We start from the raw sequence: 26752 nt of genomic DNA, 5'->3' as shown, positions 1-26752 counted from the left end.
TATGAGTTGTCGTGATCGGCGTGTACCGCCGTCGGGTCACGGACGATACGCGTGCCAGCCGTTTCCGCCCTTGCAAACGAGTTGCGAACCCTGGGCCTGACATTGCGCTTCGTAACCCGGCGAGTACAACCATTCGCCGGCCCAGTGCAGATCGACGAACGGGTCGGCCTTCGGCGTATCGGCGACGAAGTTCGCCGCGTCGTCGGTGCTGCCCGTGCCCGTGTAGCGCGCGGTAGCCGGATACGGGAACACCGGACGCGTGCGCGTCGTATTACCGTTTCCGTCGACGATCGATGCGACGATCCGGCCCGGCGTCGCGCCCGTCTCGGTCCACGCCATCAGCGGCGACAGGATGTCGAACACGTTCGGCCCCTGCCCGCCGCCGCAGTGCGCAACGCCCGGGAACAGGTAGAAGCGCGCGAAGCGGTCGACTCTTGCGTCGCCCATGTAGCGCTTCATTGCTTCGTAGTACTCGATGCTCGATCGCGGCGAGATATGCTGGTCTTCCAGACCGTGCCACATCAGCAGCTTGCCGCCGCGCCCGGCGAACCGGCTCAGGTCAGGATCGGTCGCGGCCAGGTAGTTCGACACCGGTACCGTCTTCGCGAATCCGTCGAGCGTGAACTTCAAATCGCCGATCGCGGCGGACGGATACGATGCGTTGTAGTAGTCGAGATAGCGCAGGAACGGCAGCACGAAGCCGATCGTGCCACTCTGTGCGGTGGCAGTCGCCGGCACGAACAGCGTCCAGTTCAGCTCGGAGCCCCATTCGCGCGAGACGAGCGGCTCGAGCCGCGTGCCATCTGCGGTCGTCGCGCCGTCGTGAATCCGGCGGACGACGTCGGCTTCCTGCGGCGTCAGGCAGGTCGCGGTGGACTGGCCTTGCGCGCAGACGATCGTCGCGGGATCGAACCGACACGCGCGCGGGTTGTCGATCACGCCGTCGACCACGCCATCCAGCCCGTCGCACGCCTTCAGCACGGCCGCGTGCAGCATCGGCAGCTTGCCGGCGAGCAGGATCGCGTTGCCCGTCTTCGGGTCGGTGTTGACCGCGTTCGGCCATGCATGGTGGAACGTGTTCTGCACGATCAGGTCGTTCGCCGGCGCACCGGCGGCGATGCCATCGAAGTCGTCGGGGAAGCGCTGCGCCTCCATCAGCGCCTCGCGGCCACCGTCCGAGCAGCCGTCGAAGTACGCATAGCGCGCGGGCCGTGCATAGAACTTGCCGATGATCGCCTTCGCGACCTGAGCCGTTGCGTGTTCGGCGCGGTATGCGAAGTCGAGCTTCGCCTTCGGGTCGAGCGCCCAGGAGCCGTCGTTGCCGCCTTCGTGGCCCATGTCGGTCGCGGCCATTGCGATCGTCCCGTTCGTCACCGGCACGCACGTCGATGCCATCGGCGCGTTGACGGACAGGCTGCCGCACAGACCACCGCAACCGGTCTGCAGGTAACGCTGCGTCCAGCCCTGCGTCGGCAGCTGCAGTTCGAACAGCGACGCGCCCGGGCCGATCGTACCCTTCACGTCGCACACCGGCGCCGGCAATGTAGTGTTACCGACGACCGTGCCAGCCGGCAGCAGCACCGCCGACGTGATCGTGACGGTGCCGTCGGTCGCGCCGCTCAGGTCGAGCGCCGCGACCGACGGGCACGACATCGCGGGCATCACCGCGGGAAGATTCGCAAGTCCGGCGGCGCTTGCTGCATTCGCTGCACTCGGCCAGCCCGTCAACGCAGCACACAGCCATACGATGCCGATCGCCAGCGTCCTGGTCAGCGCATCGCACCTTACGCACGCCGCGCGACGCCATGCGCGCCCCATCCGCCCTGCCCTGCATTTCGTCTGCATGCTTGTCTCCTGTCTTTTGCTGGATATGCCGCTCGCCCGGGCCGGGCGGCACGGCGAGCTGTATTGATTCTTCGATGGATCGCGCGATCCGGATCGTCACTCACCACTTCATCAGCATAACTAACTCATCGCGGGAACCCGTTGCGAAGAACGGCGAATCCCATCCGATTCGTTTATCGATCCGGTCGTATCGGCGTCATGCAGGCTCCATCCCGTATTCCCGCTTGATGTGTGCGGCTTGCGGCGACGCCAGATACGCGACGAACCGCGCCGCGGCCGCGCGGTCGTGCGCGACGGCCAAGACTGCGGCGGCGAACACCGTCACCGCCTGCGCCGCGGCGGGCAGCGCGCCGACAACTTCGACACCCGGCACGTGCATCAGCTCGCTCATCTGCTGAAAGCCGATCTCGACGTCGCCGGATGCGATCAACGCGCCGACCGGCACGCCGGGCGAGACCTGTACGATGCGCGGCGCGATCGCGTCGGCGATGCCCCAGCGGGCGAACAGGCGCATCAGGTGCGTGCCGCTCGGCCCGGTCGAATAGCCGATCCGGCCGGCGCTCAGGATCGCATCGCGCAACGCAGCTTCGGTACCGATGTCCGGCCGCGGCGCGCCGCTCGCGACCGCGACCGCGATGCCCGATCGCGCGACGTCCACGCAGCTGCCCGGCTCGACGTGGCCATCCGCCGCGAGCCGCTCGATCGCATCGGTCGCGAGCACGACGACATCGAACGGCTCGCCGTCGCGCACGCGCCGGGCGGCGTCGACGCCGCCCACCGACGTGATCGCGACGCGTGTGCCCGTGTCGCGCTCGTAAGCGGCGGCGAGCCGCGCGAGCACCGGCCGCGTCGCCATCGACGAAATGCCCGTGACGGCCACAGCCGCTTCCGGTGTCTGCATCATCGCGTCCGCCCGCATCAGTCGATGTAGCGCAGGCCGGCCTGCCGCAACGGCTCGCGCATGTCGTACATGTCGAGGCCGAGCACGCCGGACGCGAGCTTCGCGCGCTTCGCCGCTTCGTTCGCTTCGCGGGCCGCCGCCTTCTCGAGCACCTGCGCCGCACGCGCGGCCGGCACCACGGCCACGCCGTCGTCGTCCGCGACGATCACGTCACCGGGGTGGACGAGCGCGCCCGCACATACGACGGGCACGTTCACCGAGCCGAGCGTCGCCTTGATCGTGCCTTTCGCCGAAATCGCCTTGCTCCAGACCGGGAACTGCATCGCCTCGAGCACCGCGACGTCGCGCACGCCGGCATCGATGATCAACGCGTGCGCGCCGCGCGCCTTGAAGCTCGTCGCGAGCAGGTCGCCGAAATAGCCGTCCGTGCAATCCGCGGTGATTGCCGCGACGACCACGTCGCCGGGCCGGATCTGTTCGGCTGCCACGTGCATCATCCAGTTGTCGCCCGGATGCAGCAGCACCGTGACGGCCGTACCGGACGCGTGCGCACGCGGATAGATCGGCCGCATGTAGGGCTTCATCAGCCCCGTGCGGCCCATCGCCTCGTGCACCGTCGCCGAGCCGAGCGCGCCGAGCCGCGCCGCCACATCCTGGTCCGCACGCTGGATCGTGCGGTACACCACGCCGAGTTCAGTCATGATCAAAGTCCCTTCGCCTTCAGTTGCGCATCGAGACGCGGATACACGCGCCGCGCATTGCCTTCGTAGATCTTGTGACGCGCTTGCGCATCGAGCGACGACGCGTCGATGTAGCGCTTCGTGTCGTCGTAGTAGTGACCGGTTTCCGGATCGATGCCGCGCACCGCGCCGATCATCTCGCTCGCGAACAGGATGTTGTCGACCGGAATCACGCCGGTCAGCAGATCGATGCCGGGCTGGTGATACACGCACGTATCGAAGAACACGTTGTTCAGCAGATGGTCTTTCAGCAGCGGCTTCTTCAGTTCCTGCGCGAGCCCGCGAAACCGTCCCCAGTGATACGGCACCGCGCCGCCGCCATGCGGGATCACGAAGCGCAGCGTCGGGAAATCGCGGAACAGGTCGGAGGTCAGGCACTGCATGAACGCGGTGGTGTCGGCGTTCAGATAGTGCGCGCCGGTCGTGTGGAAGCACGCGTTGCAGCTCGTGCTCACGTGGATCATCGCGGGAATGTCGTACTCGACCATCTTCTCGTAGATCGGGTACCAGTAGCGATCCGACAGCGGCGGGCTCGTCCAGTGGCCGCCGGACGGATCCGGATTCAGGTTGATCGCGACGTTGCCGTATTCCTCGACGCAGCGCACGAGCTCCGGAATGCAGGTCGCGATATCGACGCCCGGGCTTTGCGGCAGCATCGCGGCCGGCACGAAGTGATCGGGAAACAGGCGATGGACGCGATGGCACAGCTCGTTGCACACGGCCGCCCACGTGCTCGACACCGCGAAGTCGCCGATGTGATGCGCCATGAAGCTCGCGCGCGGGCTGAAGATCGTCAGGTCGAGGCCGCGCTCGCGCATCAGCCGCAGCTGGTTGTGCTCGATCGATTCGCGCAGTTCGTCGTCGCTGATGTTCAGCTCGGCCACCTTCGGTTGCTCCGACGGACTGCCGAGCGCCGCGATCTGGCGATTGCGCCACGCTTCCAGCGCCTTCGGCGCGGTGGTGTAGTGGCCGTGGATGTCGATGATCATTGATGCTCCTGCATTTGATGAGGTGTCCGGCACCCTGCCGACGACCGCGCCGGACGGCGGTGTGCGACGTGCGTCAGTGCGCCGGGTTTTCGAGTTCCTGCGGTTCGGGTGCGGCCGCACGCTGCGTCGTCATGATCGCGATGGCCGCCAGCACCGCCGGCACCGCGAGCATCGACAGGATCGCGTCGAACTTCCAGCCGAAACCGAGCAGCGCGCCGCCGATCGCCGAGCCGAAGATGCTGCCGAAGCGGCCCATTCCGAGCATCCAGCTCACGCCAGTTGCGCGTGCAACCGTCGGATAGCGACCGGGCGCATACGCGTTCAGCCCGGTCTGCGCGCCGCTCATGCAGAAGCCGGCCGCGAACACGAGCAGCGCGAGCGACGACGACAACGCACCGGCCCATGCGAGCAAGGCCACGCACAGCCCGCCGCCGAGATACGCGATACCGATCACCGGCGCCGGCCGTACGCGATCCATCAGCCAGCCCACCCCGATCGCGCCGATCGTGCCGCCAATCTGGAACATCGCCGTCACGTTCGCGGCCGTGCTGACGGACAGGCCCGCGTCCTTGATCAGCGTCGGCAGCCAGCCGGTCAGCAGATAGATCACCAGCAGACCCATGAAATAGGTGATCCACAACGACAGCGTCACGCGGCCGTAGCCTTGCGAGAACAGCACGCCGATCGGCTTGCGCGTCGGCAGCGGCGGCTCGTTCGACACGAACGTCTCGTCGCCGCTGAATCGACCGCCGCACACGCGGTTCAGCAGCGCGCCGATGCGCTGCGACGGCGCGCCGTGCACGGCCAGCAGCCGCGCCGATTCGGGCAGCAGCCACAACTGCAGCGGAATCAGCAGCAGCGGCAGCGCGCCGCCGAACAGCAGCACGGAGCGCCAGCCGTGCAGCGGAATCAGCCAGCCGGCAACGAAACCGATCAGCGCCGAGCCGAGGTTGAAGCCGGTAAACATCACGGTGATCATCAGCGCGCGCATCCGCTGCGGTGCGTACTCCGACAACAGCGTCGTCGTGTTCGGCATCGCCGCGCCAAGACCGATGCCGGTCAGCAGCCGCAGCATCGCCATCTCGAACGGCGAGTGCGCGTGCGCGGTCAAGATCGTGAACACGCCGAACAGGAACACCGACGCGATCAGCACGCGCTTGCGCCCGAACCGGTCGGCGCTCGGGCCGGCCAGCAGCGCGCCGATCACGAGTCCGATCGGCGCCGCGCTCATCACGAGGCCGAACTCCGGCCGCGAGATCGCCCAGTCGCGAATCACCGACGGCGCAACGAATCCCATGATCGCGACGTCCATCCCGTCGGCGATCACGACGAGGCAGCACAGCACGACCAGCAGCCACTGGTAACGCGACACCGGCCGCTCGTCGATGAACGACTTGATGTCGATTGTCTTTCCACTTGCCATCATGACTCTCCTGTCTCCTTGGCGACGATCGACCTATCGATTCGTCATCCTATTTATATGGTTTGGCACACTTCCGGCGTGTCGGCCTCCCGGTCCCGCAGGCGCCGCGATCCCGGGCGCCTTCGTCCTGCGTTACGTGTTGCCCGGCGTGTCCGCGCCGTCCCAGCCGAGCGGCCCGGCGCTCTTGCCAGCCACCGAGTACAGCGCGCCCGGCGCGTTGCGCGTGCGCTGGAAATCCTCCAGCGATTCGCCGCGCATTGCCGCGTAGATATGCAGGTTCGATACGCCCGTCACCGCGCCGAGCTTTTCGAGCAGGAAGAAGATCACGCCGTAGCGCAGCAGGCCGAGCCAGTCGCGCCGGCGGATCAGGTCGCGCTCCTCCGTGCTGAGGTCCGCCGCGGCAAAGCTCGCTTCGGGGTCGCTCACGAACTGCGCGCGATGCGCGGGCTCGATCATCCGGTGCAGATAGTCGTTGATCCGGTACGCACGCACGGCCCGCTCGATCGTGAACGGATAGGTGCCGGGCAGTTGCTCGACGCCGGCGAGTTCGGCCGCGATCCGTTGCCGGTGACGCTCGGCCGCCGCCTCGTCGACGTCGGTGTCCGCCGGCTCGTAGACGGCCGTCGCAATCCCCGTCATCGAGGGCAGGTAGTAGCCGCGGTGCCGGCACACGACGCCCGCCGGCAACGCGCCGCGCATCGTGAGCCACATCACGACCTCGGCGCCTTCGAAGCCGCCGAGCGCCGCGTATTCGCCGAGCGGCATGCCAGCCAGGCGCTCGGGGTCGCGCTCGAGCAGATCGAGGAAACGCGCGTCCCATTCGGGATTGTTGAAGCCCGAACGCTCGCCATGCACCTGATGCGACAGTCCTCCGGTCGCGACGATCGCGACGCGCAGGTCCTCCGGAAAGCTTTCGATCGCACGGCGCAGCGCCTGGCCGAGCCGGTAGAAGCGGCGCGCGGACGGCACCGGCAACTGCAGCACGCCCATCTGCAGCGGCACGAGTTGTACCGGCCAGTCGGGGCGGTGCGGACACAGCACCGACAGCGGCGAAAAGCAGCCATGGTCGAGCGGCTTGTTCTGGAAGAACGACATGTCGAACTCGTCGGCCATCAGCGACTGGCCGATATGCGCGGCGAGTGCAGGATGGCCGGCGACCGGCGGCAGGTCGCGCGCGCCGCCGCCTTCATCCGCCGGATGCCACTGCGGCCCGACGCCGAGCGAGAACGCCGAGTAGTGATCGAAGAAGAACGACGTCACGTGGTCGTTGTAGATGAACAGCAGCACGTCGGGACGCTTGTCGGCGAGCCACGCGGCCAGCGGCGCGAAGTTTTCGAAGATCGGCGCCCAGACCGGATCGTCGCGCTTGTTCTTGTCGAACGCGAACCCGATCGTGGGCGTGTGGGAGGCCGCGACGCCTCCGATAATCCGTGCCATGCCAATGCTCCTTCGTGATGCTCTGATGCGGTCCGGCCGTGCCGGCCGTTGCCGATTGAATGTGTGCGCGTTCGCTCGCTACGCGCGGCCGTCCGGCTGCATCGCAAGGCTGCGCTTGACGACCAGCGCGAGCGGAACGGCGAATACGAAATGCGACATGAACCCGCCGATGATCACGTTCGGGTCGAAATAGTCCGGATGATTGCTCGACGCGATCATGATCAGCGCGTGCATCACGATCCATGCGACGATCGCGAAGAACAGCGCGACGAACGTCGCCTCGAAGCCGCGCCGGCGGAACCACGGCCAGATCGCCGCGAACACGATGCCCCACGACAGCGCGAACACGAAATGGATCGCCGTGCCGATGAAGTATGCGCCGATGCCGAGCGCGTCCTGTGCGGCCTTGCCGAACACGAGCCCCGTCGCGTTGCGCGGGATGCCGGCGAGCGGCATCAGGTGCTGCGCGCCGACCCACACGAGCGCCTCGTAAACCCAGATCAGCACCGCGCCCGCGAAGCCGCCGCGAATGCCCGCGCGGATCGTGTCCGACAGCCGCGTGCTGCGCGCCGATGCGCCCGCCGATGCGCCGGCTCCAATGATGTGCTGTCGTCCCATTACGCTGCCTCGCTCGTAGTTGCAGGTGCCGCGCCGCACGCCAGCCCCTTTTCGTGATCGGACGAACAATGAATCAGATGGCGGTCCGATGTGCCGGCAACCGCGTGCTTGCGGCGCCCGGGATTGAAATTACTCAGGCGCAGGCGATGCAACACAGTCAGGGTAAACCCTTATATTTTGGGGAGGCCGCCTATCCGGCAGGCTTTCAACCTGCATGCGAACCGCGCCTCCGATGGCTCGGAAGCCCGCCGGATATGGCGCGCGCGCGTCGGCGTTCGGCGGCGCATGCGCCGCAACCGGTCGCCCGGCGATTCGCAGCCGATAAATAAAACAGATGGATCGACAAGCACGACGCAAGCTGCGCGGCCACCGTTCCGGTAAAGTCGTTCAACCCGCTGCATCGCCTGCGCGGGCCGTACGGCGGCACGCATGTCGCGCGTGCCGCCGCCGGCGACGCACACTGCCCGAACGCCCATGGACAACACCGAACTTCCGAATCTTGCCTGCCTGTACGCGGTGCGGCGCGTTGCCGAGACGGGCAGCGTGAGCCGCGCCGCCGCGACGCTCTTTCGCGCGCAGTCGGCCGTCACGCGCGCGGTGCAGGAACTCGAAACGGCCGTCGGCGCGGCGTTGTTCGATCGCAAGCCGTCCGGCATGCTCGCAACGCCGGTCGGTCGTGCGGTGCTCAAGCGCGGCGAGCGCGTGATCGCCGAACTTGGCGCGCTCGCGAACTGGTGTGCGCTGCGCCAGTCGCGCCGCCGCGCGTCACCCGACAGCGGTCTGCCCGCGTACCTGCTCAACACGCGGCGGCTCCAGCTGTTCTCGACGCTCGCACGGCACCGGCACATGCCGAGCGCCGCGCGTGCGCTCGGCGTCACGCAGCCGGCCGTCAGCAGCGCGATCAGGATTCTCGAGAGCGGCGCGGGTTTCGCGCTGTTCCATCGACATCCGCGCGGCCTGCTGCTGACGGCCGACGGCGAGACGTTCCTGCTGCACGTGCGGCGCGCGCTGAACGAACTGCGGCACGTCGCGGACGACGTCGCCGCGCTGCACGGCAGCATCCAGGGCATCGTGACCGTCGGTGCGCTGCCGCTCGGCCGCACGCTGATACTGCCCGAAGCGGTCGCGCGCGTCGTCACGCGCTTTCCGAAGGTGCGCGTGATCACCGACGAAAGCGCCTACGAGGCGCTCGTTGCCGGCGTGCGCGCGGGCGACGTCGACTTCATCCTCGGTGCGTTGCGCACGAGCGATCCGGCGAGCGACCTCGAAAACGAGCGGCTGATGTCCGAGAACCTCGTCGTGCTCGCGCGGCACGATCATCCGCTCGCCGGCGTCCGGAACCTCGGGCTCGCGAGCCTCGCCGGCGCGCAATGGATCCTGCCGCGCAGCCACTCGCCCGCGCGCGGGCTGTTCGAATCGCTGTTCCGGCGCATGAAACTCAAGCCGCCGATGCCGACGGTCGAAAGTGCCGATCTCGCGGTGATTCGCGGCCTGCTGCTGCATAGCGACATGCTCGCGGTGCTGTCCGCGCAGCAACTGCGCTACGAATGCGACGCGGGGTTGCTGGCCGTGCTCGACGTGCCGATGCGCGAAACGGCCCGCGACATTGGCCTGATGACACGCACCGGCAGCCCACCGTCGCCGGCGGCACGCGCGTTGATCGATGCGATCCGTGTGGTCGCGACCGAAGTCGCGCGCACGCCGCACGCTACGGCCGCTGCGCGATAACGAAAGCGCATGGCTGCCGCGCCGGATTCGCATCGCGCCCGCCACATGCGTTGCCGCACAATTCGATCGATATACCCTGCGGCTGCCGGCCGAAGCGCGACGCTGCCATCACGCGTCGCGATACCGGACGGCCAGCCCGCGCATCACCTTCATCAGGAGCGACACGCATGATCGACCCGACGATAGCGTTCATCGGCTTCGGCGAAGCGGGCAGCCTGCTCGGAGGCGCACTCGCCGCGCGCAACGTCCGCGTGACGATGTACGACCGGCAGCTCGACGATGCAAGGACCGCGAGCGCGATGCGCGACAAGGCTACGCGCGTGCATGTCGAAGCCGCGTCGACGGTTGCCGCCGCGATCCGCGACGCGCAATGGATCGTGTCGGCCGTGACGGCATCGTCCGACGCGGAAGTCGCCGCCGCGGTCGCCGCGCACATCCGGGCGGACCAGACGTTCATCGACCTCAACTCGGTATCGCCGGCACTGAAGCAGCACGGCCAGCAGCTGATCGAAGCCGCCGGCGGCCATTACGTCGAAGCGGCGGTGATGGCGCCCGTGCCGCCGCACGGCCTCGCAGTGCCGATGCTGCTGGCCGGTCCGTCGGCCGACGCGATCGCACGCGAGCTGACCACGCTCGGCTTCGCTGCACAGGCCGTGTCGACACGCGTCGGCGCCGCATCGGCCGCGAAAATGTGCCGCAGCGTGATGATCAAGGGGATCGAGGCGCTCACCGTCGAATGCCTGAGCGCGGCCCGCGCGTATGGTGCGGACGCGCTGGTGCTCGCGTCGCTGCGGCAGACCTTCGACACGTTCGCGACGCGGCCCGACCTGCCCGGCTACCTGATCAGCCGCGTCGCCGAGCATGGCCGCCGGCGCGCGGCCGAGATGCGCGAAGTGTGCGACACGCTGCGCGAAGGCGGCGTTGCGCCGGAGATGAGCGAAGCATGCGCTCGCGTGCAGGACGGATTCATCGACAAGATGGCCGCCCGCGGGCTCGACTACCACGCGCTGCTGCCGTTCGACTGGAAGGCGGTGCTCGACCGGCTGGGTAATCGGCCGGTGTCGGCGCCGACACCGCCCAGGTACGGCGCCGGTCGCGATGACTGACCGGCGGCAGCGTGGCATCGCTCGGGTTCAACGCGCTGGGGCAAGCCAACGGGACCCGGGTTACGCCCACCGCTGGCAGCGATTCGGCGCCGCCCGCATGATCCTGCCGCGCCCGGCGCACTAGCGTTCGCGCAACGCCTCGGCGGCCCGGTTCAGCGGCTTGACGAGGTAGTCGAACACGGTGCGGCGCCCGGTGCGGATCTCGGCGGTCGCGACCATGCCCGGCAGGATCGGATGCCGCTTGCCGTCGCGGGTTTCCAGATACGCATGCTGCGTGAGCACGTAGACGCGGTAGTAGTACACACGCCGGTCGACCTGGTCTTCGATCGTGTCGGGCGAAATCCGCTCGACCTTCGCCGGCAGCGAGCCGTAGATCGACGATTCGAACGCCGTGATCTTCACGGTCGCCTCCTGCCCCGGATGAACGAACGCGATGTCGCGAGGGCTGAGGCGCGCCTCGATCAGCAACTGGTCGTCGAGCGGCACGATTTCCATCAGCATGCCGCCCGGCGGAATCACGCCGCCGACCGTCGACACGCGGATGTCCTTCACGATGCCGCGCGCCGGCGCACGAATCACGGTTCGTCGCAATTGATCGGCACGGCCTTCGCGAACCTTGAGCAACGGTTCGAGATCGGCCATCGTCTTCGAGTAGTCGGCTTTCAGCGCGACGTAGTACTCGCTCTGCGCCGCCGCGAGCTTCGTCGAGAATTCGGCGGCCTTCTGACGCAGCCGGAGCACTTCCACCTCGTTGGTCGCGCCGGTTTTCAGCAGCGGCAACGCAATCCGAAGCTCGTCCTCGGCGAGGCGCAACTGTTCGCGCAGGTTGGCGACGTTTTCGCGAAACGCGCGCCGGTTCGCGACGAACAGCTGACGCTCGCGCGCGGTCACGGCCTTCTCGTTCGCGAGTTCCGCCGGGAAGTCGATGCCGGGCAGGTCGTTCATCTCCGCATACAGCCGCGCGGCGCGGCCCTGCAATGCGGTGATCCGCTCGAGCGTTTCCTCCATCGACGCGCGCGCGAGCACCGGATCGAGCGTCGCGAGCCGCTGGCCCGCGTCGACGACGTCGCCCTCGCGCACCGCCAGCTCCAGCAGGATGCCGCCTTCGAGACTCTGGATGACCTGCCCTTTCGATGCCGGCGTGACCTTGGCTTCGCCGACCGCGACTTCGTCGAGGTTCGCGAACACGGACCACACGAGGAAGATCGTCAGCGCGGCGACGATCAGCCACAGCATCCGCCGGGCGGGTGCCGCTTCGCGCACGCGGTGCGCCGACCACGGAAAATCGCTCATTGCGCCTCTCCCGCCATCTGCGCCGCCACCGGACGCGAGCCGCCGGCCGCCGGCGCCGGCGTGCCGGCGCCGCGCAACGCGGCCAGCACCTCGTCTTTCGGACCGTCGCGCACCACGCGTCCGCCATCGAGCACGATGATGCGATCGACGATCGACAGCACCGGATAACGATGCGTCGCCACGATCAACGTGCGATTGCCCAGCCATTGCTGCAGGCGCTCGACGATCGCCCGCTCGGTCGCCTCGTCGAGCGAGGCGGTCGGCTCGTCGAGCAGCAACACGTTCGGCGAGCGCAGAATCACGCGGGCCAGCATCAGCGCCTGCTTCTGGCCGCCGGACAGGCCAAGGCCGCTTTCGCGCAGCTTCATGTCGAGGCCGTGCGGCTGCCGCAGCAGCAACTGGTCCGCGCACGCGACCTTCATCGCGGCGAGCATCGCGTCGTCGCTGGCGAGCGGATTCGCGATCAGCAGGTTCTCTCGCAGCGTGCCGTAGAAGAGGCTCGATTCCTGCAGCAGCATCCCGACGTCGCGGCGGACATCGGCGACGTCGATCAGCGGCATCGGCGTGTCGTTGAACAGGATGCGCCCCTGCACCGGCGTCGCGAGCCCGCCGAACAGCCTCAGCAGCGTCGACTTTCCCGCGCCGACCCGGCCGAGAATCGCGACCCGCTCGCCGGGCTCGATCGACAGATTCGGAATACTGAGCACGGGTTTTTCCTGCGGATCGAAGCTGTATCCGACCTGCTCGAAGCGATATCGGCCGACGAGCGCCGGCTTGTGATACGCATCGACCGCCGGATCGTGGTCGACCGGCAGCGCGAGCAGGTTGTCGAGCCCCTTCTTGCCCGCCCGTACGTTCTGGATGCGCGACAGCACGGCAGGAATCTGCCCCAGCGGCGCGATCGTGCGGCTCGTCAGGATCGAACAGGCGAGCACGGCGCCGAACGACAGGCTCGAGTCCAGGATGCCGTACACGCCGGCAACCAGCACGCCGGCGTAGGCAAGCTGCTGCACCGTCTGCGCGAGATTGACCAGCAAGCCCGCCAGGCGGCGCTGCTGCAAGCCGATATCGGCATTCACGCGATTCGTATGCGCCCACAGCTGCCGGAATCGCGGCTCCGCCTGCAACGCCTTGATGTCTTCGGCGCGATAGATCGCTTCCATCAGGATCGCGTTGCGCAGCGCCGATTCCTCGAGCCCCCGGTTCGACAGCTTCGCCAGCGGGATCTGTGCAAGCACGCCCGGCAGGATCAGCAGCGGGATCGCCGCGAGCGGCACGAACGCGAGCGGCCCGCCGAGCAGCCAGATGATGAACAGGAACGTGACGACGAACGGGATGTCGATCAGCACGCCCATCGTGCTCGACGTCAACAGCTCGCGCAGCTGTTCGAGGTCCCGAAGCTGGGCGACCAGCGTGCCCGGCGAGCGCGGCCGCGCGTCGTTGCGGATGTCGAGCACGCGCGCGAAGAACATCGCGGACAGCTTGAGGTCCGCCTGCTTGCCGAAATGATCGGCAATCGACACGCGCGCGGTACGCAGCAGCAGTTCCAGCGCGAGCGCGAGCACGACACCCGACGCCAGCACCCACAGCGTATGCGTCGCCCGCGCCGGGACCACGCGGTCCCACACCTGCATCGCGAACAGCGACGTCGCGATCGCGAGCAGATTGCCGAACAGCGAGCCGGCGCCGAGATCGAGCAACACCTTCCATTGCGCCGAGAACAGATCGTGCAGCCAGGTGTCGGGTTTGACGGACAGGTAGCCGTCGACGCGCTCGTCACGCCGCGCGACCCGCTCATGGACGATCAGCACGCGGGCCGGCCACGCCGGCGGCGGCGCGTCCAGCTCGATCGCGCGTTCGAGCGGCTTGCCGTCGAAGACGAACTGAACGACCGCCCGCCCCGCCGCGACCGACACGATCACACCGACATGCGCATCGTCGAACACGGCGAGCGCCGGCAGCATCGCCGGCGTGAGCCGCGCCGGCGGCAATGCGACGAACTGCGCGGCCAGGCCTGCGGACGCGGCGACTTCGACGACGGCCGCGTCCGGGTCCGCGACGCTCGCCCACGATGCCGCGCCGCGCACCTGCTCCGGCGAAACGGCCAGGCCGAGATGCCGCGCCGCGAAAATCAGCGGGTCGGCCCAGCGTGCGACGTCGGCGCCGGCATCGCGGCCGGCGCGAAACGCATCATTCATGACGACTCCCCTCGTGTTCGCGCAGCAATTCGACGAACTTGCCGACTGCCACGTATGCCTTGATGCGCGCAATCGCGCCGTCGGCGAGTGCGTTGATCGACTCGACTTCCGATTCGAAGATGTCGCGCTCCGGATTCACGACATCGGTCAACGTACGCTTGTTCAGGATGTATTCCTGCCAGTACAGGTCGCGCGACGCCCGCGACAGCGCGGTCACCTTCTCGTAGCTGTTCAGGCGCGCCGCGGCGCCCGACGCTTCGATCTCCGCCGACTTGAGCGCGCTACGCGTGACGAGCCGCCGGTTCTCGAGGCTTTCGCGGTTCGCGCGCAGTTCGGCTTCGGCGGCCGCGATCTGGTGTTTCGCCAGGCCGCCCAGCGAGTAATTGCCGCTCACCGCGAAACCGATCCACGTGTCGTTGGTGGCGTTCGGCCGGCCGCTCGATATCGAACGGCTCGCGCCGATACCGATCGACGGGAAGCGCTCCGACTGCGCGACCCGCACGCGCGCATCGGCCGCATCGACGGCCGCCGCCGCGGCAAGCACCGACGGCGTGCGCTCGATGTCGCCGCCGGCATAGCCGAGATCGCCGACGAAATCCACCGTGCCGCCGAGATTCGCCACGCGCCGCGGGCGCGCGCCGATCAGTTCGGTGAGCTTCGCGGCGGCGACGTCGAAACGCGTGTTGGCCTTCAGCACTTCCGCCTGCGCATGCAGGATCGCCAGTTCGACCAGGTTGCGGTCCGACGAAACCGATAGTCCGGCCCGCACGCGATCGAGGATCTTCGTGCGCGTGTCGCTCAGCGCGACGACCTGGCGCCGCGCGGCGGCGACGACGTCCTGGCTGGCGGCCAGTTCGACGAACGTCGACGCCGTCTGGTACGCGACCGTCTCGATCGTGTCGGCCAGCTGATACTGCTTCTGGCTGCGCGTCGCGTCCGCCGCGGAAATCCGGCCCGACGTGCGGCCGAAGTCGTACAGCAACTGCGACACGCCGATCGATGCGCGCGTGCCGGTACGGTTGCCGTTGCTGCCGAAGCTGCCGCCATAGCCGGGACGCACGCCGTAGTCGATCTTCGGGTACCAGGCCGCCTTCGCGACCTCGACCTCCGATACGCTTTGCGCCACTTCCGCATGCGCGCGGCCGATGTCGGGATGGCGCGCGATCGCGACGCCGACCGCGTCGCGCAGCGTCAGACGATCGAGCGCGATGCGCAGCGTCTCGCCCGAGTCGCCGGCGGCATCCTCGGCATCCTCGACGCGGCCGGCAGCGGGGACATCGAACGCGTCCGGTCTGTCCGGCGTGATCGTCGTCACCCCTGCCGTCATCCCGTCATGCAGCGGCGAAACCGGCGCTTGCGGATCGATCGGCGCCATCGCGCGGGACAGGTTCGCGAGGACGATGCGCCGCGCCGGGTCCACGGGCGGCAACGGCGGCGCCACATGCCGGCGCGGTGCGGCAGCGGGCATGCCGGCCGGCAGCGGCACGAACGACGCCGTCGCCATCGCCGTCCGCACTGGCGCAGCGGCCGGCCTGGGCGGCGCGGGTGGCGCGGGTGGCGATGAATGCGCTGACGGCGCCGCGGCCGCATGGACCGTGTCGGCCGGTGCGCGCGCCGCGGTCTCGAACGAATCGGTCAACCGGCCGCTCGGCAGCGGCGACGACGACGCGAACGCCGCCGCTGCGGTGTCGAGCAACGCGATCGCGAACAACACATGGCCTGGATGGAAAACGGCACGCACCGCGCAAACGGCGCGACGCAAGGTGTAGCTGAAACGAGCGGTTGTCTTGAGCATCATCGGGACGCCGGCGGCGAGCCGTCCGGCAAAGCAGACCCCGCTTGCCGCGGGGATGGATATGCGTCGGGCAAGCCCGCGTCGCGATGCGACGGGGCTCGCCGTGTCGGAGAGGCAGGCCGGCCTCCCCGTTGCGCTGCGGTCAGACGATGATCTGCTGGTTCGCGAGCAGGGTCTCCAGGTTGGTCGTCACGTTGTTCAGCGTGACGAGGGTTTCGGAACCGAACGCCGTCCCGGCGCCGTCGCGGTCGATACTGATCACCGTATCGGCGCCGACGTTCGTCACCGACAGGAACTGCCCGATCGTGTCACCCGCATCGATCGTGGGCACGCCGTCCACGTAGTGCGCGGGGCCGTCCGCATCGGCCGTGTAACCGACCAGCAGCTTCGACAGATCGATCTTGTCGCCGCTCATATCGTTCGGGCCGCTGGCCAGCTGGAAGTCGGTGATGACGTCCTGGCCGTTGCCGCCGGTGTTGTCCGCGCCGACGACTTCCCACAGGAACACGTCGGTGCCGGCGCCGCCCGTCAGCGTGTCGTTACCGGCGCCGCCGATCAGGATGTCGTTGCCGTTGCCGCCGTTGAGCGTGTCGTTGCCGGCACCGCCGCGCAGCAGGTCGTTGCCGTCGCCGCCGTTCAGCACGTCGTCGCCGCCGTAGCCGTACAGGCGGTCGTTGCCGGACGTGCCGGTGACGGTGTCGCTGCCCGACGTACCCTCGATGATCGACGTCGACTGCGTCGAGCCGAGCAGGTTCGCATTCAGCAACTGACCGGCCGTGGCCGACGCCGACAGGCCCGTCTTGTCGGTCGCGGAGATCGTCACGCTGTCGAGCGCGCTGATACTGATCAGCCCGCCGTTCAGCGTGATCGAACCGAGAAACTCGTTGAGCTTCAGGTTGTCGATCGTGCCGCCGTCGGCCGCCGTGATCGTCAGGTCGGACGACGGCCCGATCAAGCCGAGGATCCCGGGGTTGTTGACGACGTTGAAGTGCAGCCCCAACTCGTTCGCCAGCGCCTGGTTCGCGTTGAACTGCAGCGCGCCGAGGCCGATCAATCCGCCGTAGTGCAGTGTCACGTGATCGAGGTTGTTGTTGTAGTCCGATGCGGAGAACGCCTGCTGCGTGCTGAAATCGATCAGGTTGAGCAGATTCGCGCCGATGATCCCGAGCAGGTTCCCCGACGACTGCGCCGACACGACCGGTGCGACATTCGGATCGATCGTGAAGAGCTGCGAGGTCGTCGGGCCGAGGTTGCCCGCCGCATCGACGACGCGCACCGTCGCCGTGTAGTCGGCCGCGGACAACACGCCCTGCGTATACCAGGTCCAGTTCGTGCCGCTGACGGTCGCGTTGGTCCAGTGTGCGCCGCCGTCGAGGCTGACCTGGACGACCTCGCCCGCGCCGAGCGCCGCGTTCAGCGTGCCGCCCAACGTTGGGGTCGTGTCGCCGGTGATCCAGTCGTTGGGCACGCCGGTGTTGTCGGTCAGGGTCGTGAGCGTGGCCGTCGCGGTCGGGGCGGTCGTATCGACCGTGACCGCGAACGACGCGCTCGGCGCGCTGACGTTGCCTGCCGTGTCCGTTGCTGTGACGGTCAGGCTGTGTGCGCCTTCACCTAGGCCGGTGGTCGGCGTGAACGTCCAGTTTCCGGACGGGTCTGCCGTCGTCGTGCCCAGCAGCAGCGTGCCGTCATAGACGCTCACCGTGCTGCCGGCTTCTGCCGTGCCGGCAAGCGTCGGGGTCGTGTCGTCCGTCGTAGCACCAGTCGTCAAGAGTCCGACGATCGAACCGACGTCGTCCGTGACGGTGGCGATGATCGGTGCAGCCGGTGCCGTCAGGTCTGCAACCGTGACCGATGCGGACGGGCCGGTGTTGCCTGCCGCGTCGGTCGCGGTCACGCCGATCACCGTGCCGATCGGCAGCGGGGTCGATGGCGTGTACGTCCATGCACCGCTCGGATCGGCCGTCACGGTGGCGTCCGGCGTGCCGTCGCCGTTCGTGTCGATGTTGACCGTTGCGCCCGCTTCGGCTGTACCCGACAGCGATGTACCGTCCGTCGCGTTCACCGTCGGAATCGCCGGCGCCGTCGTGTCCACCGTCAGGTTGAATGCCGTGCTCGGCGCGCTGACGTTGCCTGCGGTGTCCGTTGCGGTGACGCTCAGGCTGTGTGCACCTTCACCCAGTGCCGTGGTCGGCGTGAACGTCCAGTTTCCAGACGGATCCGCCGTCGTCGTGCCCAGCAGCGTCGTGCCGTCATAGACGCTCACCGTGCTGCCCGCTTCTGCCGTGCCAGCAAGAGTAGGCGTTGCGTCATCCGTACTGCCGCCGGAAACGATCGCGCCAACAACGGAACCCACATCGTCCGTGATGCTAACCACGATCGGTGCCGCAGGCGCCGTCGTGTCGCCCGTCACCGTCACCGATGCAGACGGACCCGTATTGCCTGCCGCGTCGGTGGCCGTCACGCCAATCACCGTGCCGACCGGCAGCGGGGTTGACGGGGTGTACGTCCACGCGCCGCTCGGGTCCGCCGTCACGGTTGCATCCGGCGTGCCGTCGCCGTTCGTATCGATATTGACCGTTGCGCCTGCTTCGGCCGTGCCCGACAGCGACGTTCCGTCCGTTGCGTTCACCGTCGGAATCGCCGGTGCTGTCGTATCGACTGTGATCGCGAACGATGCGCTCGGAGCACTCACGTTGCCTGCCGTATCCGTTGCAGTCACCGTGATCGCATGTGCACCCTCTCCCAAACCCGTGCTCGGCGTGAAGGTCCAGTTTCCGGAAGGGTCCGCTGTTGTGGTACCCAGCAGCGTCGTGCCGTCGTAGACACTCACCGTGCTGCCCGCTTCCGCCGTGCCAGCAAGCGTAGGCGTTGCGTCATCAATACTGGCGCCGGATACGATCGCACCAAGAACGGAACCCACATCGTCCGTCACAGTGCCGATGATCGGTGCCGCAGGCGCCGTCGTGTCGCCCGTCACCGTTACCGATGCGGACGGACCCGTATTGCCCGCTGCATCGGTGGCCGTCACGCCGATCACCGTGCCGACCGGCAGCGGGGTCGACGGCGTATACGTCCATGCGCCGCTCGGGTCGGCCGTCACGGTTGCATCCGGCGTGCCGTCGCCGTTCGTATCGATATTGACCGTTGCGCCCGCTTCCGCCGTGCCCGACAGCGACGTACCGTCCGTTGCGTTCACCGTCGGCAGTGCAGGAGCCGTCGTGTCGACCGTCAGGGTGAATGCCGTGCTCGGCGCGCTGACGTTGCCTGCAGTATCGGTTGCGGTGACGGTCAGACTATGGACGCCTTCACCCAGTGCCGTCGTCGGCGTGAAGGTCCAATTTCCGGAGGGGTCCGCTGTTGTGGTACCCAGCAGCGTCGTGCCGTCGTAGACGCTCACCGTGCTGCCGGCTTCTGCCGTACCGCTCAATGTCGGCGTCGCATCATCAGTGGTACCACCAGAGACGATCGCACCAACAACGGAACCCACATCGTCCGTCACGGTGCCGATGATCGGTGCCGCAGGCGCCGTCGTGTCGCCCGTCACCGTCACCGATGCAGACGGACCCGTATTGCCTGCCGCGTCAGTGGCCGTCACGCCGATCACCGTGCCAACCGGCAACGGAGTCGATGGCGTGTACGTCCACGCGCCGCTCGGATCGGCCGTCACCGTCGCGTCCGGCGTGCCGTCGCCATTCGTGTCGATGTTGACCGTTGCGCCTGCCTCGGCCGTGCCCGACAGCGACGTACCGTCCGTTGCGTTCACCGTCGGAATCGCCGGCGCCGTCGTGTCGACCGTCAGGTTGAATGCCGTGCTCGGCGCGCTGACGTTGCCTGCGGTGTCCGTTGCGGTGACGCTCAGGCTGTGCGCGCCTTCACCCAGCGCCGTGGTCGGCGTGAACGTCCAGTTTCCGGATGGGTCTGCCGTCGTGGTGCCCAGCAGCGTCGTGCCGTCATAGACGCTCACCGTGCTGCCGGCTTCTGCCGTACCGCTCAATGTCGGTGTCGCATCATCAGTAGCACCACCAGAAGTAATCGCACCAACAACGGAACCCACGTCGTCCGTGACACTAACGACGACCGGTGCCGCAGGCGCCGTCGTGTCGCCCGTCACCGTCACCGATGCAGACGGACCCGTATTGCCTGCTGCGTCGGTGACCGTCACACCAATCACCGTCCCAACCGGCAGCGGGGTCGACGGGGTGTACGTCCACGCGCCGCTCGGATCGGCCGTCACCGTCGCGTCCGGCGTGCCGTCGCCATTCGTGTCGATGTTGACCGTTGCGCCTGCCTCGGCCGTGCCCGACAGCGACGTACCATCTGTTGCGTTCACCGTCGGAATCGCCGGCGCCGTCGTGTCGACCGTCAGGTTGAATGCCGTGCTCGGCGCGCTGACGTTGCCTGCGGTGTCCGTTGCGGTGACGCTCAGGCTGTGTGCACCTTCACCCAGTGCCGTGCTCGGCGTGAACGTCCAGTTTCCGGATGGGTCTGCCGTCGTGGTGCCCAGCAATGTCGTGCCGTCGTACACATTGATCGTGCTACCCGCTTCTGCCGTGCCAGCGAGTGTCGGCGTCGTGTCGTCCGTCGTTGCGCCAGTCGTCAGCAGGCCGGCAACCGAACCCACGTCGTCCGTGACGCTAACAACGACTGGTGCAGCCGGTGCCGTCAGGTCTGCAACCGTTACCGATGCAGACGGACCCGTATTGCCTGCCGCATCTGTAACCGTCACCCCAATCACCGTGCCGACCGGCAGCGGGGTCGACGGCGTATACGTCCACGCGCCGCTCGGATCGGCCGTCACGGTGGCATCCGGTGTGCCGTCGCCATTCGTGTCGATGTTGACCGTTGCGCCCGCTTCCGCCGTGCCCGACAGCGACGTACCGTCCGTCGCGTTCACCGTCGGAATCGCCGGCGCCGTCGTATCGATCGTCAGGTCAAAGGTCGCACTCGGAGGGCTCACGTTGCCTGCCGTGTCCGTTGCAGTCACCGTGATTGCGTGTGCGCCCTCTCCCAAACCAGTGGTCGGCGTGAACGTCCAGTTTCCGGACGGATCTGCCGTCGTGGTACCCAGCAGTGTCGTGCCGTCATACACATTGATCGTGCTACCCGCTTCCGCGGTACCGCTCAATGTCGGTGTCGCATCATCCGTACTGCTTCCAGAAGCGATCGCGCCAACAACGGAACCTACGTCGTCCGTCACAGTGCCGATGACCGGGGCCGCAGGCGCCGTCGTATCCCCCGACACCGTTACCGAAGCCGACGGCCCCGTGTTGCCTGCCGCATCTGTAACCGTCACCCCAATCACCGTGCCGACCGGCAGCGGGGTCGACGGCGTATACGTCCACGCGCCGCTCGGATCGGCCGTCACCGTGGCATCCGGTGTACCGTCGCCGTTCGTGTCGATGTTGACCGTTGCGCCCGCCTCGGCAGTGCCCGACAGCGACGTACCGTCCGTCGCGTTCACTGTCGGAATCGCCGGCGCCGTCGTATCGATCGTCAAGTCAAAGGCCGCACTCGGCGCGCTCACGTTGCCTGCCGTATCCGTTGCAGTCACCGTGATTGCGTGTGCGCCCTCTCCCAAACCAGTAGTCGGCGTAAACGTCCAGTTTCCGGACGGATCTGCCGTCGTCGTGCCCAGCAGCGTCGTGCCGTCGTATACATTGATCGTACTACCCGCTTCTGCTGTTCCAGCGAGTGTCGGCGTCGTGTCGTCCGTCGTTGCGCCAGTCGTCAGCACGCCGGCGATCGAACCGACGTCGTCCGTGACGCTAACAACGACCGGTGCCGCAGGTGCCGTCACGTCACCCGTCACCGTTACCGATGCAGACGGACCCGTATTGCCTGCCGCATCTGTAACCGTCACCCCAATCACCGTGCCGACCGGCAGCGGGGTCGACGGCGTATACGTCCATGCACCGCTCGGATCGGCCGTCACAGTGGCGTCCGGCGTGCCGTCGCCATTCGTATCGATGTTGACCGTCGCGCCCGCTTCCGCCGTCCCCGACAGCGACGTACCGTCCGTCGCGTTCACCGTCGGCGCCGCCGGCGCCGTCGTATCGATCGTCAAGCCGAATGCCGCGCTCGGCGCGCTCACGTTGCCCGCCGTATCCGTTGCAGTCACCGTGATCGAGTGCGCGCCCTCTCCCAAACCCGTGCTCGGCGTGAACGTCCACTTCCCGGACGAATCCGCCGTCGTCGTCCCCAGCAGCGTCGTGCCGTCATAGACGCTCACCCTGCTACCCGCTTCCGCGGTACCGCTCAACGTCGGCGTCGTATCGTTCGTCGCACCGCCGATCGCAACCGGATGTTGCGCATCGTCGTTGACGGCCGTAATCGCAGGCGCTTCCGGCACGACCGTATCCACCACGATCCCGACCGTGCCCAGCTCGCTCGTATTGCCGCTACTGTCGGTCTGCGTCACGGTGATCTGATGGGCGCCGTCGGGCAACGTACCGGGCGTGTACGACCAGTGCCCGTTCGCGTCCGCGGTCACCGTACCGACCGTCTGACCATCGATCTGGATCGTCACCGTCGCGTTCGGCTGAGCACCCGAACCCGCGATCGTCGGCGACGCGCGCCCCGTGACGACATTGCCGTTGCCGCCAACCGACTGCCCATCGATCGAGTCGATCGTCGGTCGCGCCGGTCCGGTCGGCGTTCCGCCGCCGCTACCGCTACTGCCACCATCCCCGCCGCCGCTGGCCGCGGCCGCCGCAATGCCGCCGGCCGCGGCGACGCCGCCGAGTATTCCGAGCAGGGCACCGGTCGACAACCCGTCGCCGATCGGCGCATAGACGAGCGCCGAATCGACGATTCCGTCGCCGGTCGCCTGCAATCCGGGGCCGAACTGCACGAGAAACCGCCCGTCGTCCTGGACGAAGACGAGATTGTGATAATCCGCGCCGTTTTCGAAGAACGCCTGCACGCGCACCGTTCGGCCGTCCTTGAATTCGACGATCAGGTCGTTCCCGGAACGCGCGTAGTTGGCCACGTCCTCCTTGTGAGCCGCCAGCAGGAAATTGGCTGGACCACCGGGCGACGCGACGACCTGCGAACCATTGGCGACCGGAACATCGACGTGATTGCTCAATACCGACGAGGAAACCATTGCCCGACTCCTTGTAGATAGGGATGACAAACCTGGCCCGTCGCCGACGGGCAAACGTTCAACCAAACGGGCGCGACGGGGCACGACGCGATTTCGCGCCGCTGCGAATCGGGTATCCGGCTCGCGCGGGACGCAACGAGCCGCTAGCCCACCCGAGGCGGTCTATAACGGAAAAGGAAGAAAGGAGCCGGGGCTGCTATGGAATCAGGGGCGAGTCCAGACGGCCGGAACAGCCGTTCGCCCTACGTGCCAGGCAATGGCCCGACACGGCGCGCCACCCCGCCGGACGTAAGTGTCTGATGGCCCTCGTGCCGCGGATTTTCTCCGTACGGCGATTTTTTGTTTGATATTGGATCTGCATCTCTACCGCCCTCGCCATATTAGTTATTTCCTTTTATCGCGAATAGCCAACGATTCGCTTGATCAGAGCGAATTGTCGCGGTGCACCATTACTCTCTTTTATGTTACCGCTCGTGCCTGCATTTAGATTACACCGGTCTTTCACGTACATCATTGCACTCCGTTGGAGCTTTTACAAATATTTTCAGTCTTTCGCGCATATATTTTTCTCTCATCATAAAAAGATGAACAATTTGCAGGATTGATTCGACGAATTCGTTGCCAAGACAATGATTCATCGCGACAGGGTTATCTCGAAAAGCCCGGCCCGCTTGGGCCCGTGCCCACTTCAGCGGAATGAAAGAGCGAGCACATTCCGGTATGCAACTGCATTGAGACTGCGTATCCCGACGCATCGCATCCAGCTATAAACCTCGTCGGCAAAAAGGATTTTCCGGAAAACCCATAGACATCCACGGCGCCTCCGAACCCGACACCTGTTTCCGCCGAGAACCTGGTTTCAATTCGGCCTTCGCCGTAACGATATTCATTCACACCGAAAATAAGCCTCGCCGAACCACCTCAGCCGATCCAAAAAGGAAACAAATAATGAGGTTTTGGCGGAATTGAATCCTCGCTACAAATAATCGACGCGCATGCGGTCCGCGCACCGGCCATCGCCGGCATCGCGCCGACACGCGTGCGTGGACGGCGGTCCTGAATTACCATCGTGCATCCTCACGCGGCGGGCTTGGCCGTCGTCGGTTCAAGCCCGATATCCCGGATCAATCGATCGTGCTCGCTCTCGTCATCGTCGCCGGCCTGTGGGCCGGCCTCCAGAACGCGCTCGCGGGCGGCGGTTCGTTCGTCACGCTGCCCGCGTTGATCGTGTCGGGAATGTCGCCGCTCGCGGCCAACATCACGTCGACGGTCGCACTGTTCCCCGGCCAGGTCACGACGGGCTGGGCAAGCCGGAACATGGTGAGCGGCGTGGGCAAGCTGCCGTTTCGTGCACTGTTCGCGATCAGCGTGGCCGGCGGCGCGCTCGGCGGCCTGCTGCTGCTGAAAACGCCGTCGTCGATCTTCTCGCAGTTGGTGCCGTGGCTCGTGCTGTTCGCGACGATCGTGTTCGCATGGGGCAGTTTCTTCCGCAAACCGGACACTGGCGCGCAACATCTCGGCCCCGTCGCGACCGGGGTCGCGCAGTTCCTGATCGCGGTCTACGGCGGCTACTTCGGCGGCGGCGTCGGGTTCCTGATGATGGCCGCGCTGACGATGGCCGGCCTGCCGCCTCGCCGCGCGATGTCGACCAAGAACGCGCTGGCGGGCGTGATGAACGCGTCGGCGGTCGTGCTGTTCCTCACGTCGCCGCACCTGCACTGGCGCGCGGCGATCGCGCTCGGCGGCGGCGCGATCGTCGGCGGCCTGCTCGGCGCGTGGGCGCTGCATCGCGTGAACGAACGCGTGCTGCGGATCGCGATCGTCTGCATCGGCGCGCTGCTGACCGTCGGGTTGTTCGTCAAACCGATCTGAGCCCACACTCGTCCCTGCCGCGATCGCGGAAATTGATGAGCAAACCGCAAGACGTCTTTCGCATATCTCGTTTGCCGTCGCGACGGTGCCCGACCACAATCCGGGTTGTCGCGATCGTCGCCCTCTCGCGGGCGCCGACCGGCACACCGCGGCCGCCATTTCGATTCACCGCCGGCGGTCCGGCACATCGCGTCACCCCACGCTCCCTCGACATCGGCGCCCGTGCGGCAGAACGCTTGCCGACGCGCCGTCCGATACGTTCCCGGCCAACAATAACTAGAGGTAGGAGATGCAGCACAACTCGTTGAGGCAAAGCCTCAAGCAACGGCACATCACGATGATCGCGCTCGGTGGCGTGATCGGCGCGGGCCTGTTCGTCGGCTCCGGCGCGATCATCGCAACGGCCGGCCCCGCGGCGATCCTGTCGTACCTGATCGGCGGCGTGATCGTCACGCTGGTCATGTTCATGCTCGGCGAAATGGCGTCCCGCAATCCCGACAGCGGCTCGTTCTCCACGTACGCGAGCAGCTATCTCGGCGAATGGGCCGGCTTCGCGGTCGGCTGGCTGTACTGGTTCAAATCGATGATGACGATCACCGTCGAAGCGATCCTGCTCGGCGCGATCCTCCACGATTTCCTGCCGTGGCTGCCTGTGTGGGGCGGCGCGCTGTTCATGCTCGTCACGCTGATCGCGAGCAACGCCTACTCGGTGCGCTCGTTCGGCGAAGCCGAATACTGGCTGTCGTTCGCGAAGGTCGCGACGATCATCGTCTTCATGGCGCTCGGCGCATCGATCCTGCTCGGCTTCCAGCCGCGCATTCCCGCACCGGGGCTCGTGAACCTGACCGATCACGGCGGCTTCATGCCGAACGGCATCTCGCCCGTGCTCGCCGGCGTGATGGTGGTGATCTTCTCGCTCGGTGGCAGCGAGATCGCGGCCGTGGCCGCGGGCGAATCGGAAAACCCGCGCAGGAACGTGATCCGCGCGATCAAGAGCGTGATCGTGCGCGTGATGGTGTTCTACGTCGGCTCGGTGTCGATCCTGATCCTGTGCATGCCGTGGACCGACAAGGTCAACCTGAAATCGCCGTACGTGTCGCTGTTCGGCATGGCGGGCTTCACGGCGGCGGCCGTCGCGATGAAGATCGTGCTGTTCGTGTCGTTCATGTCCGTGATGAACTCGTTCCTGTTCTCGAACTCGCGCATGCTGTTCTCGCTGAGCCAGCGCGGCCACGCGCCGGCGATGTTCGGCCGCACCAACGCGAAGGGCGTGCCGATGAACGCGCTCGTGCTGTGCCTCGCCATCTGCGTGTCGATCCTCGGCATTCACTTCGTGAGCGGCGGCGATCTGTTCCTGATGCTCGCGAAGAGCAGCGGCGCGTTCGTGATGATCGTGTGGATCTTCATCGTCGTCGCGCACTTCGCGATGCGCCGGCAGACGCGGCACGAGCAACGCGACCCGACGGCGTTCCGCGCGTGGTTCTATCCGGTGTCGAACTGGGTCGCGCTGCTGGCGCTCGTCGCCGTGCTGGGGTCGCAGGCGTTCAATCCGGATTCGCGCTTCCAGTTCTGGTTCACGGTGCTGACGGCGCTCGCGATCGTCGCGGCGTACTTCTTGCGGCGCAAGCAGCCGTCATTCGGGCAGGCAGCCGGCGCGAAGAGCCGCTGACGAGCGGGACGCCGACCGGCGCGCGCGTTCCGT

At 67.1% G+C, this 26752-nt stretch carries 16 protein-coding genes; 5 read left to right on the top strand and 11 right to left on the bottom strand.

What is annotated here, in order from left to right:
* Nucleotides 1–36: 36 nt before the first annotated feature.
* The 7 genes from WT53_RS14275 to WT53_RS14245 form a co-directional block, all read right to left on the bottom strand.
* On the bottom strand, nucleotides 37–1818 hold the full coding sequence (locus WT53_RS14275; protein WP_052100083.1) for a tannase/feruloyl esterase family alpha/beta hydrolase: 1782 nt from the start codon (nucleotides 1816–1818) through the stop codon (nucleotides 37–39).
* Between the two features lie 223 nt (nucleotides 1819–2041).
* The gene (locus tag WT53_RS14270; RefSeq protein ID WP_034206133.1) at nucleotides 2042–2749 is read right to left on the bottom strand and encodes a substrate-binding domain-containing protein; all 708 of its coding nucleotides are present in this window, start codon (nucleotides 2747–2749) and stop codon (nucleotides 2042–2044) included.
* A 14-nt stretch (nucleotides 2750–2763) separates the two neighbouring features.
* The gene (ligK, locus tag WT53_RS14265) at nucleotides 2764–3447 is read right to left on the bottom strand and encodes a 4-carboxy-4-hydroxy-2-oxoadipate aldolase/oxaloacetate decarboxylase (RefSeq protein WP_034204395.1); all 684 of its coding nucleotides are present in this window, start codon (nucleotides 3445–3447) and stop codon (nucleotides 2764–2766) included.
* A gap of 2 nt (nucleotides 3448–3449) precedes the next feature.
* On the bottom strand, nucleotides 3450–4475 hold the full coding sequence (locus WT53_RS14260) for an amidohydrolase family protein (RefSeq protein WP_034204394.1): 1026 nt from the start codon (nucleotides 4473–4475) through the stop codon (nucleotides 3450–3452).
* Between the two features lie 73 nt (nucleotides 4476–4548).
* Nucleotides 4549–5898 carry an aromatic acid/H+ symport family MFS transporter gene (locus tag WT53_RS14255; RefSeq protein WP_034206132.1) on the bottom strand — a complete coding sequence of 450 codons (1350 nt, stop codon included), beginning with the start codon at nucleotides 5896–5898 and terminating at the stop codon, nucleotides 4549–4551.
* A gap of 132 nt (nucleotides 5899–6030) precedes the next feature.
* Nucleotides 6031–7335, bottom strand: a complete 1305-nt coding sequence (locus WT53_RS14250) for a gallate dioxygenase (RefSeq protein WP_034204393.1) — start codon at nucleotides 7333–7335, stop codon at nucleotides 6031–6033.
* A 78-nt stretch (nucleotides 7336–7413) separates the two neighbouring features.
* The gene (locus WT53_RS14245; protein WP_034204392.1) at nucleotides 7414–7953 is read right to left on the bottom strand and encodes a hypothetical protein; all 540 of its coding nucleotides are present in this window, start codon (nucleotides 7951–7953) and stop codon (nucleotides 7414–7416) included.
* A gap of 474 nt (nucleotides 7954–8427) precedes the next feature.
* Here WT53_RS14245 and WT53_RS14240 point away from each other — a divergent pair, with 474 nt between their 5' ends.
* Both WT53_RS14240 and WT53_RS14235 read left to right on the top strand, forming a co-directional pair.
* Complete coding sequence (locus tag WT53_RS14240) at nucleotides 8428–9681, top strand: LysR family transcriptional regulator (protein ID WP_034204391.1); 1254 nt, start codon at nucleotides 8428–8430, stop codon at nucleotides 9679–9681.
* A gap of 167 nt (nucleotides 9682–9848) precedes the next feature.
* Nucleotides 9849–10787 (top strand): NAD(P)-dependent oxidoreductase, encoded by a 939-nt coding sequence (locus WT53_RS14235; RefSeq protein ID WP_060260304.1) that lies wholly within the window; start codon nucleotides 9849–9851, stop codon nucleotides 10785–10787.
* A gap of 120 nt (nucleotides 10788–10907) precedes the next feature.
* Here the strand turns inward: WT53_RS14235 and WT53_RS14230 are convergent, their stop codons facing one another.
* Genes WT53_RS14230 through WT53_RS14220 form a run of 3 tightly spaced genes read right to left on the bottom strand, consistent with a single transcriptional unit; the run spans nucleotide 10908 to nucleotide 15698 of the window.
* Nucleotides 10908–12080 carry an HlyD family efflux transporter periplasmic adaptor subunit gene (locus WT53_RS14230; protein WP_059780661.1) on the bottom strand — a complete coding sequence of 391 codons (1173 nt, stop codon included), beginning with the start codon at nucleotides 12078–12080 and terminating at the stop codon, nucleotides 10908–10910.
* On the bottom strand, nucleotides 12077–14278 hold the full coding sequence (locus WT53_RS14225) for a type I secretion system permease/ATPase (RefSeq protein WP_060260301.1): 2202 nt from the start codon (nucleotides 14276–14278) through the stop codon (nucleotides 12077–12079). Before WT53_RS14225 ends, WT53_RS14230 begins: the two co-directional genes overlap by 4 nt.
* Nucleotides 14271–15698 (bottom strand): TolC family protein, encoded by a 1428-nt coding sequence (locus tag WT53_RS14220; protein ID WP_230624870.1) that lies wholly within the window; start codon nucleotides 15696–15698, stop codon nucleotides 14271–14273. Before WT53_RS14220 ends, WT53_RS14225 begins: the two co-directional genes overlap by 8 nt.
* Between WT53_RS14220 and WT53_RS34120 the strand changes: the two genes are divergently transcribed.
* Nucleotides 15580–16047 carry a hypothetical protein gene (locus WT53_RS34120; protein WP_236872769.1) on the top strand — a complete coding sequence of 156 codons (468 nt, stop codon included), beginning with the start codon at nucleotides 15580–15582 and terminating at the stop codon, nucleotides 16045–16047. The genes WT53_RS14220 and WT53_RS34120 overlap by 119 nt on opposite strands.
* Before the next feature lie 168 nt (nucleotides 16048–16215).
* Here the strand turns inward: WT53_RS34120 and WT53_RS14215 are convergent, their stop codons facing one another.
* On the bottom strand, nucleotides 16216–23178 hold the full coding sequence (locus WT53_RS14215; protein WP_060260299.1) for an Ig-like domain-containing protein: 6963 nt from the start codon (nucleotides 23176–23178) through the stop codon (nucleotides 16216–16218).
* A gap of 1134 nt (nucleotides 23179–24312) precedes the next feature.
* Here WT53_RS14215 and WT53_RS14210 point away from each other — a divergent pair.
* Both WT53_RS14210 and WT53_RS14205 read left to right on the top strand, forming a co-directional pair.
* Entirely contained in the window at nucleotides 24313–25050 is a 738-nt protein-coding gene (locus WT53_RS14210) for a sulfite exporter TauE/SafE family protein (RefSeq protein WP_034204386.1), read from the top strand.
* Between the two features lie 289 nt (nucleotides 25051–25339).
* Complete coding sequence (locus WT53_RS14205; RefSeq protein ID WP_034204385.1) at nucleotides 25340–26719, top strand: amino acid permease; 1380 nt, start codon at nucleotides 25340–25342, stop codon at nucleotides 26717–26719.
* The last annotated feature ends 33 nt before the right edge of the window (nucleotides 26720–26752 follow it).

Source organism: Burkholderia sp. MSMB2157WGS (assembly GCF_001532755.1).
GTDB lineage: Bacteria > Pseudomonadota > Gammaproteobacteria > Burkholderiales > Burkholderiaceae > Burkholderia.
This window is presented reverse-complemented; position numbering and strand designations above follow the sequence as displayed.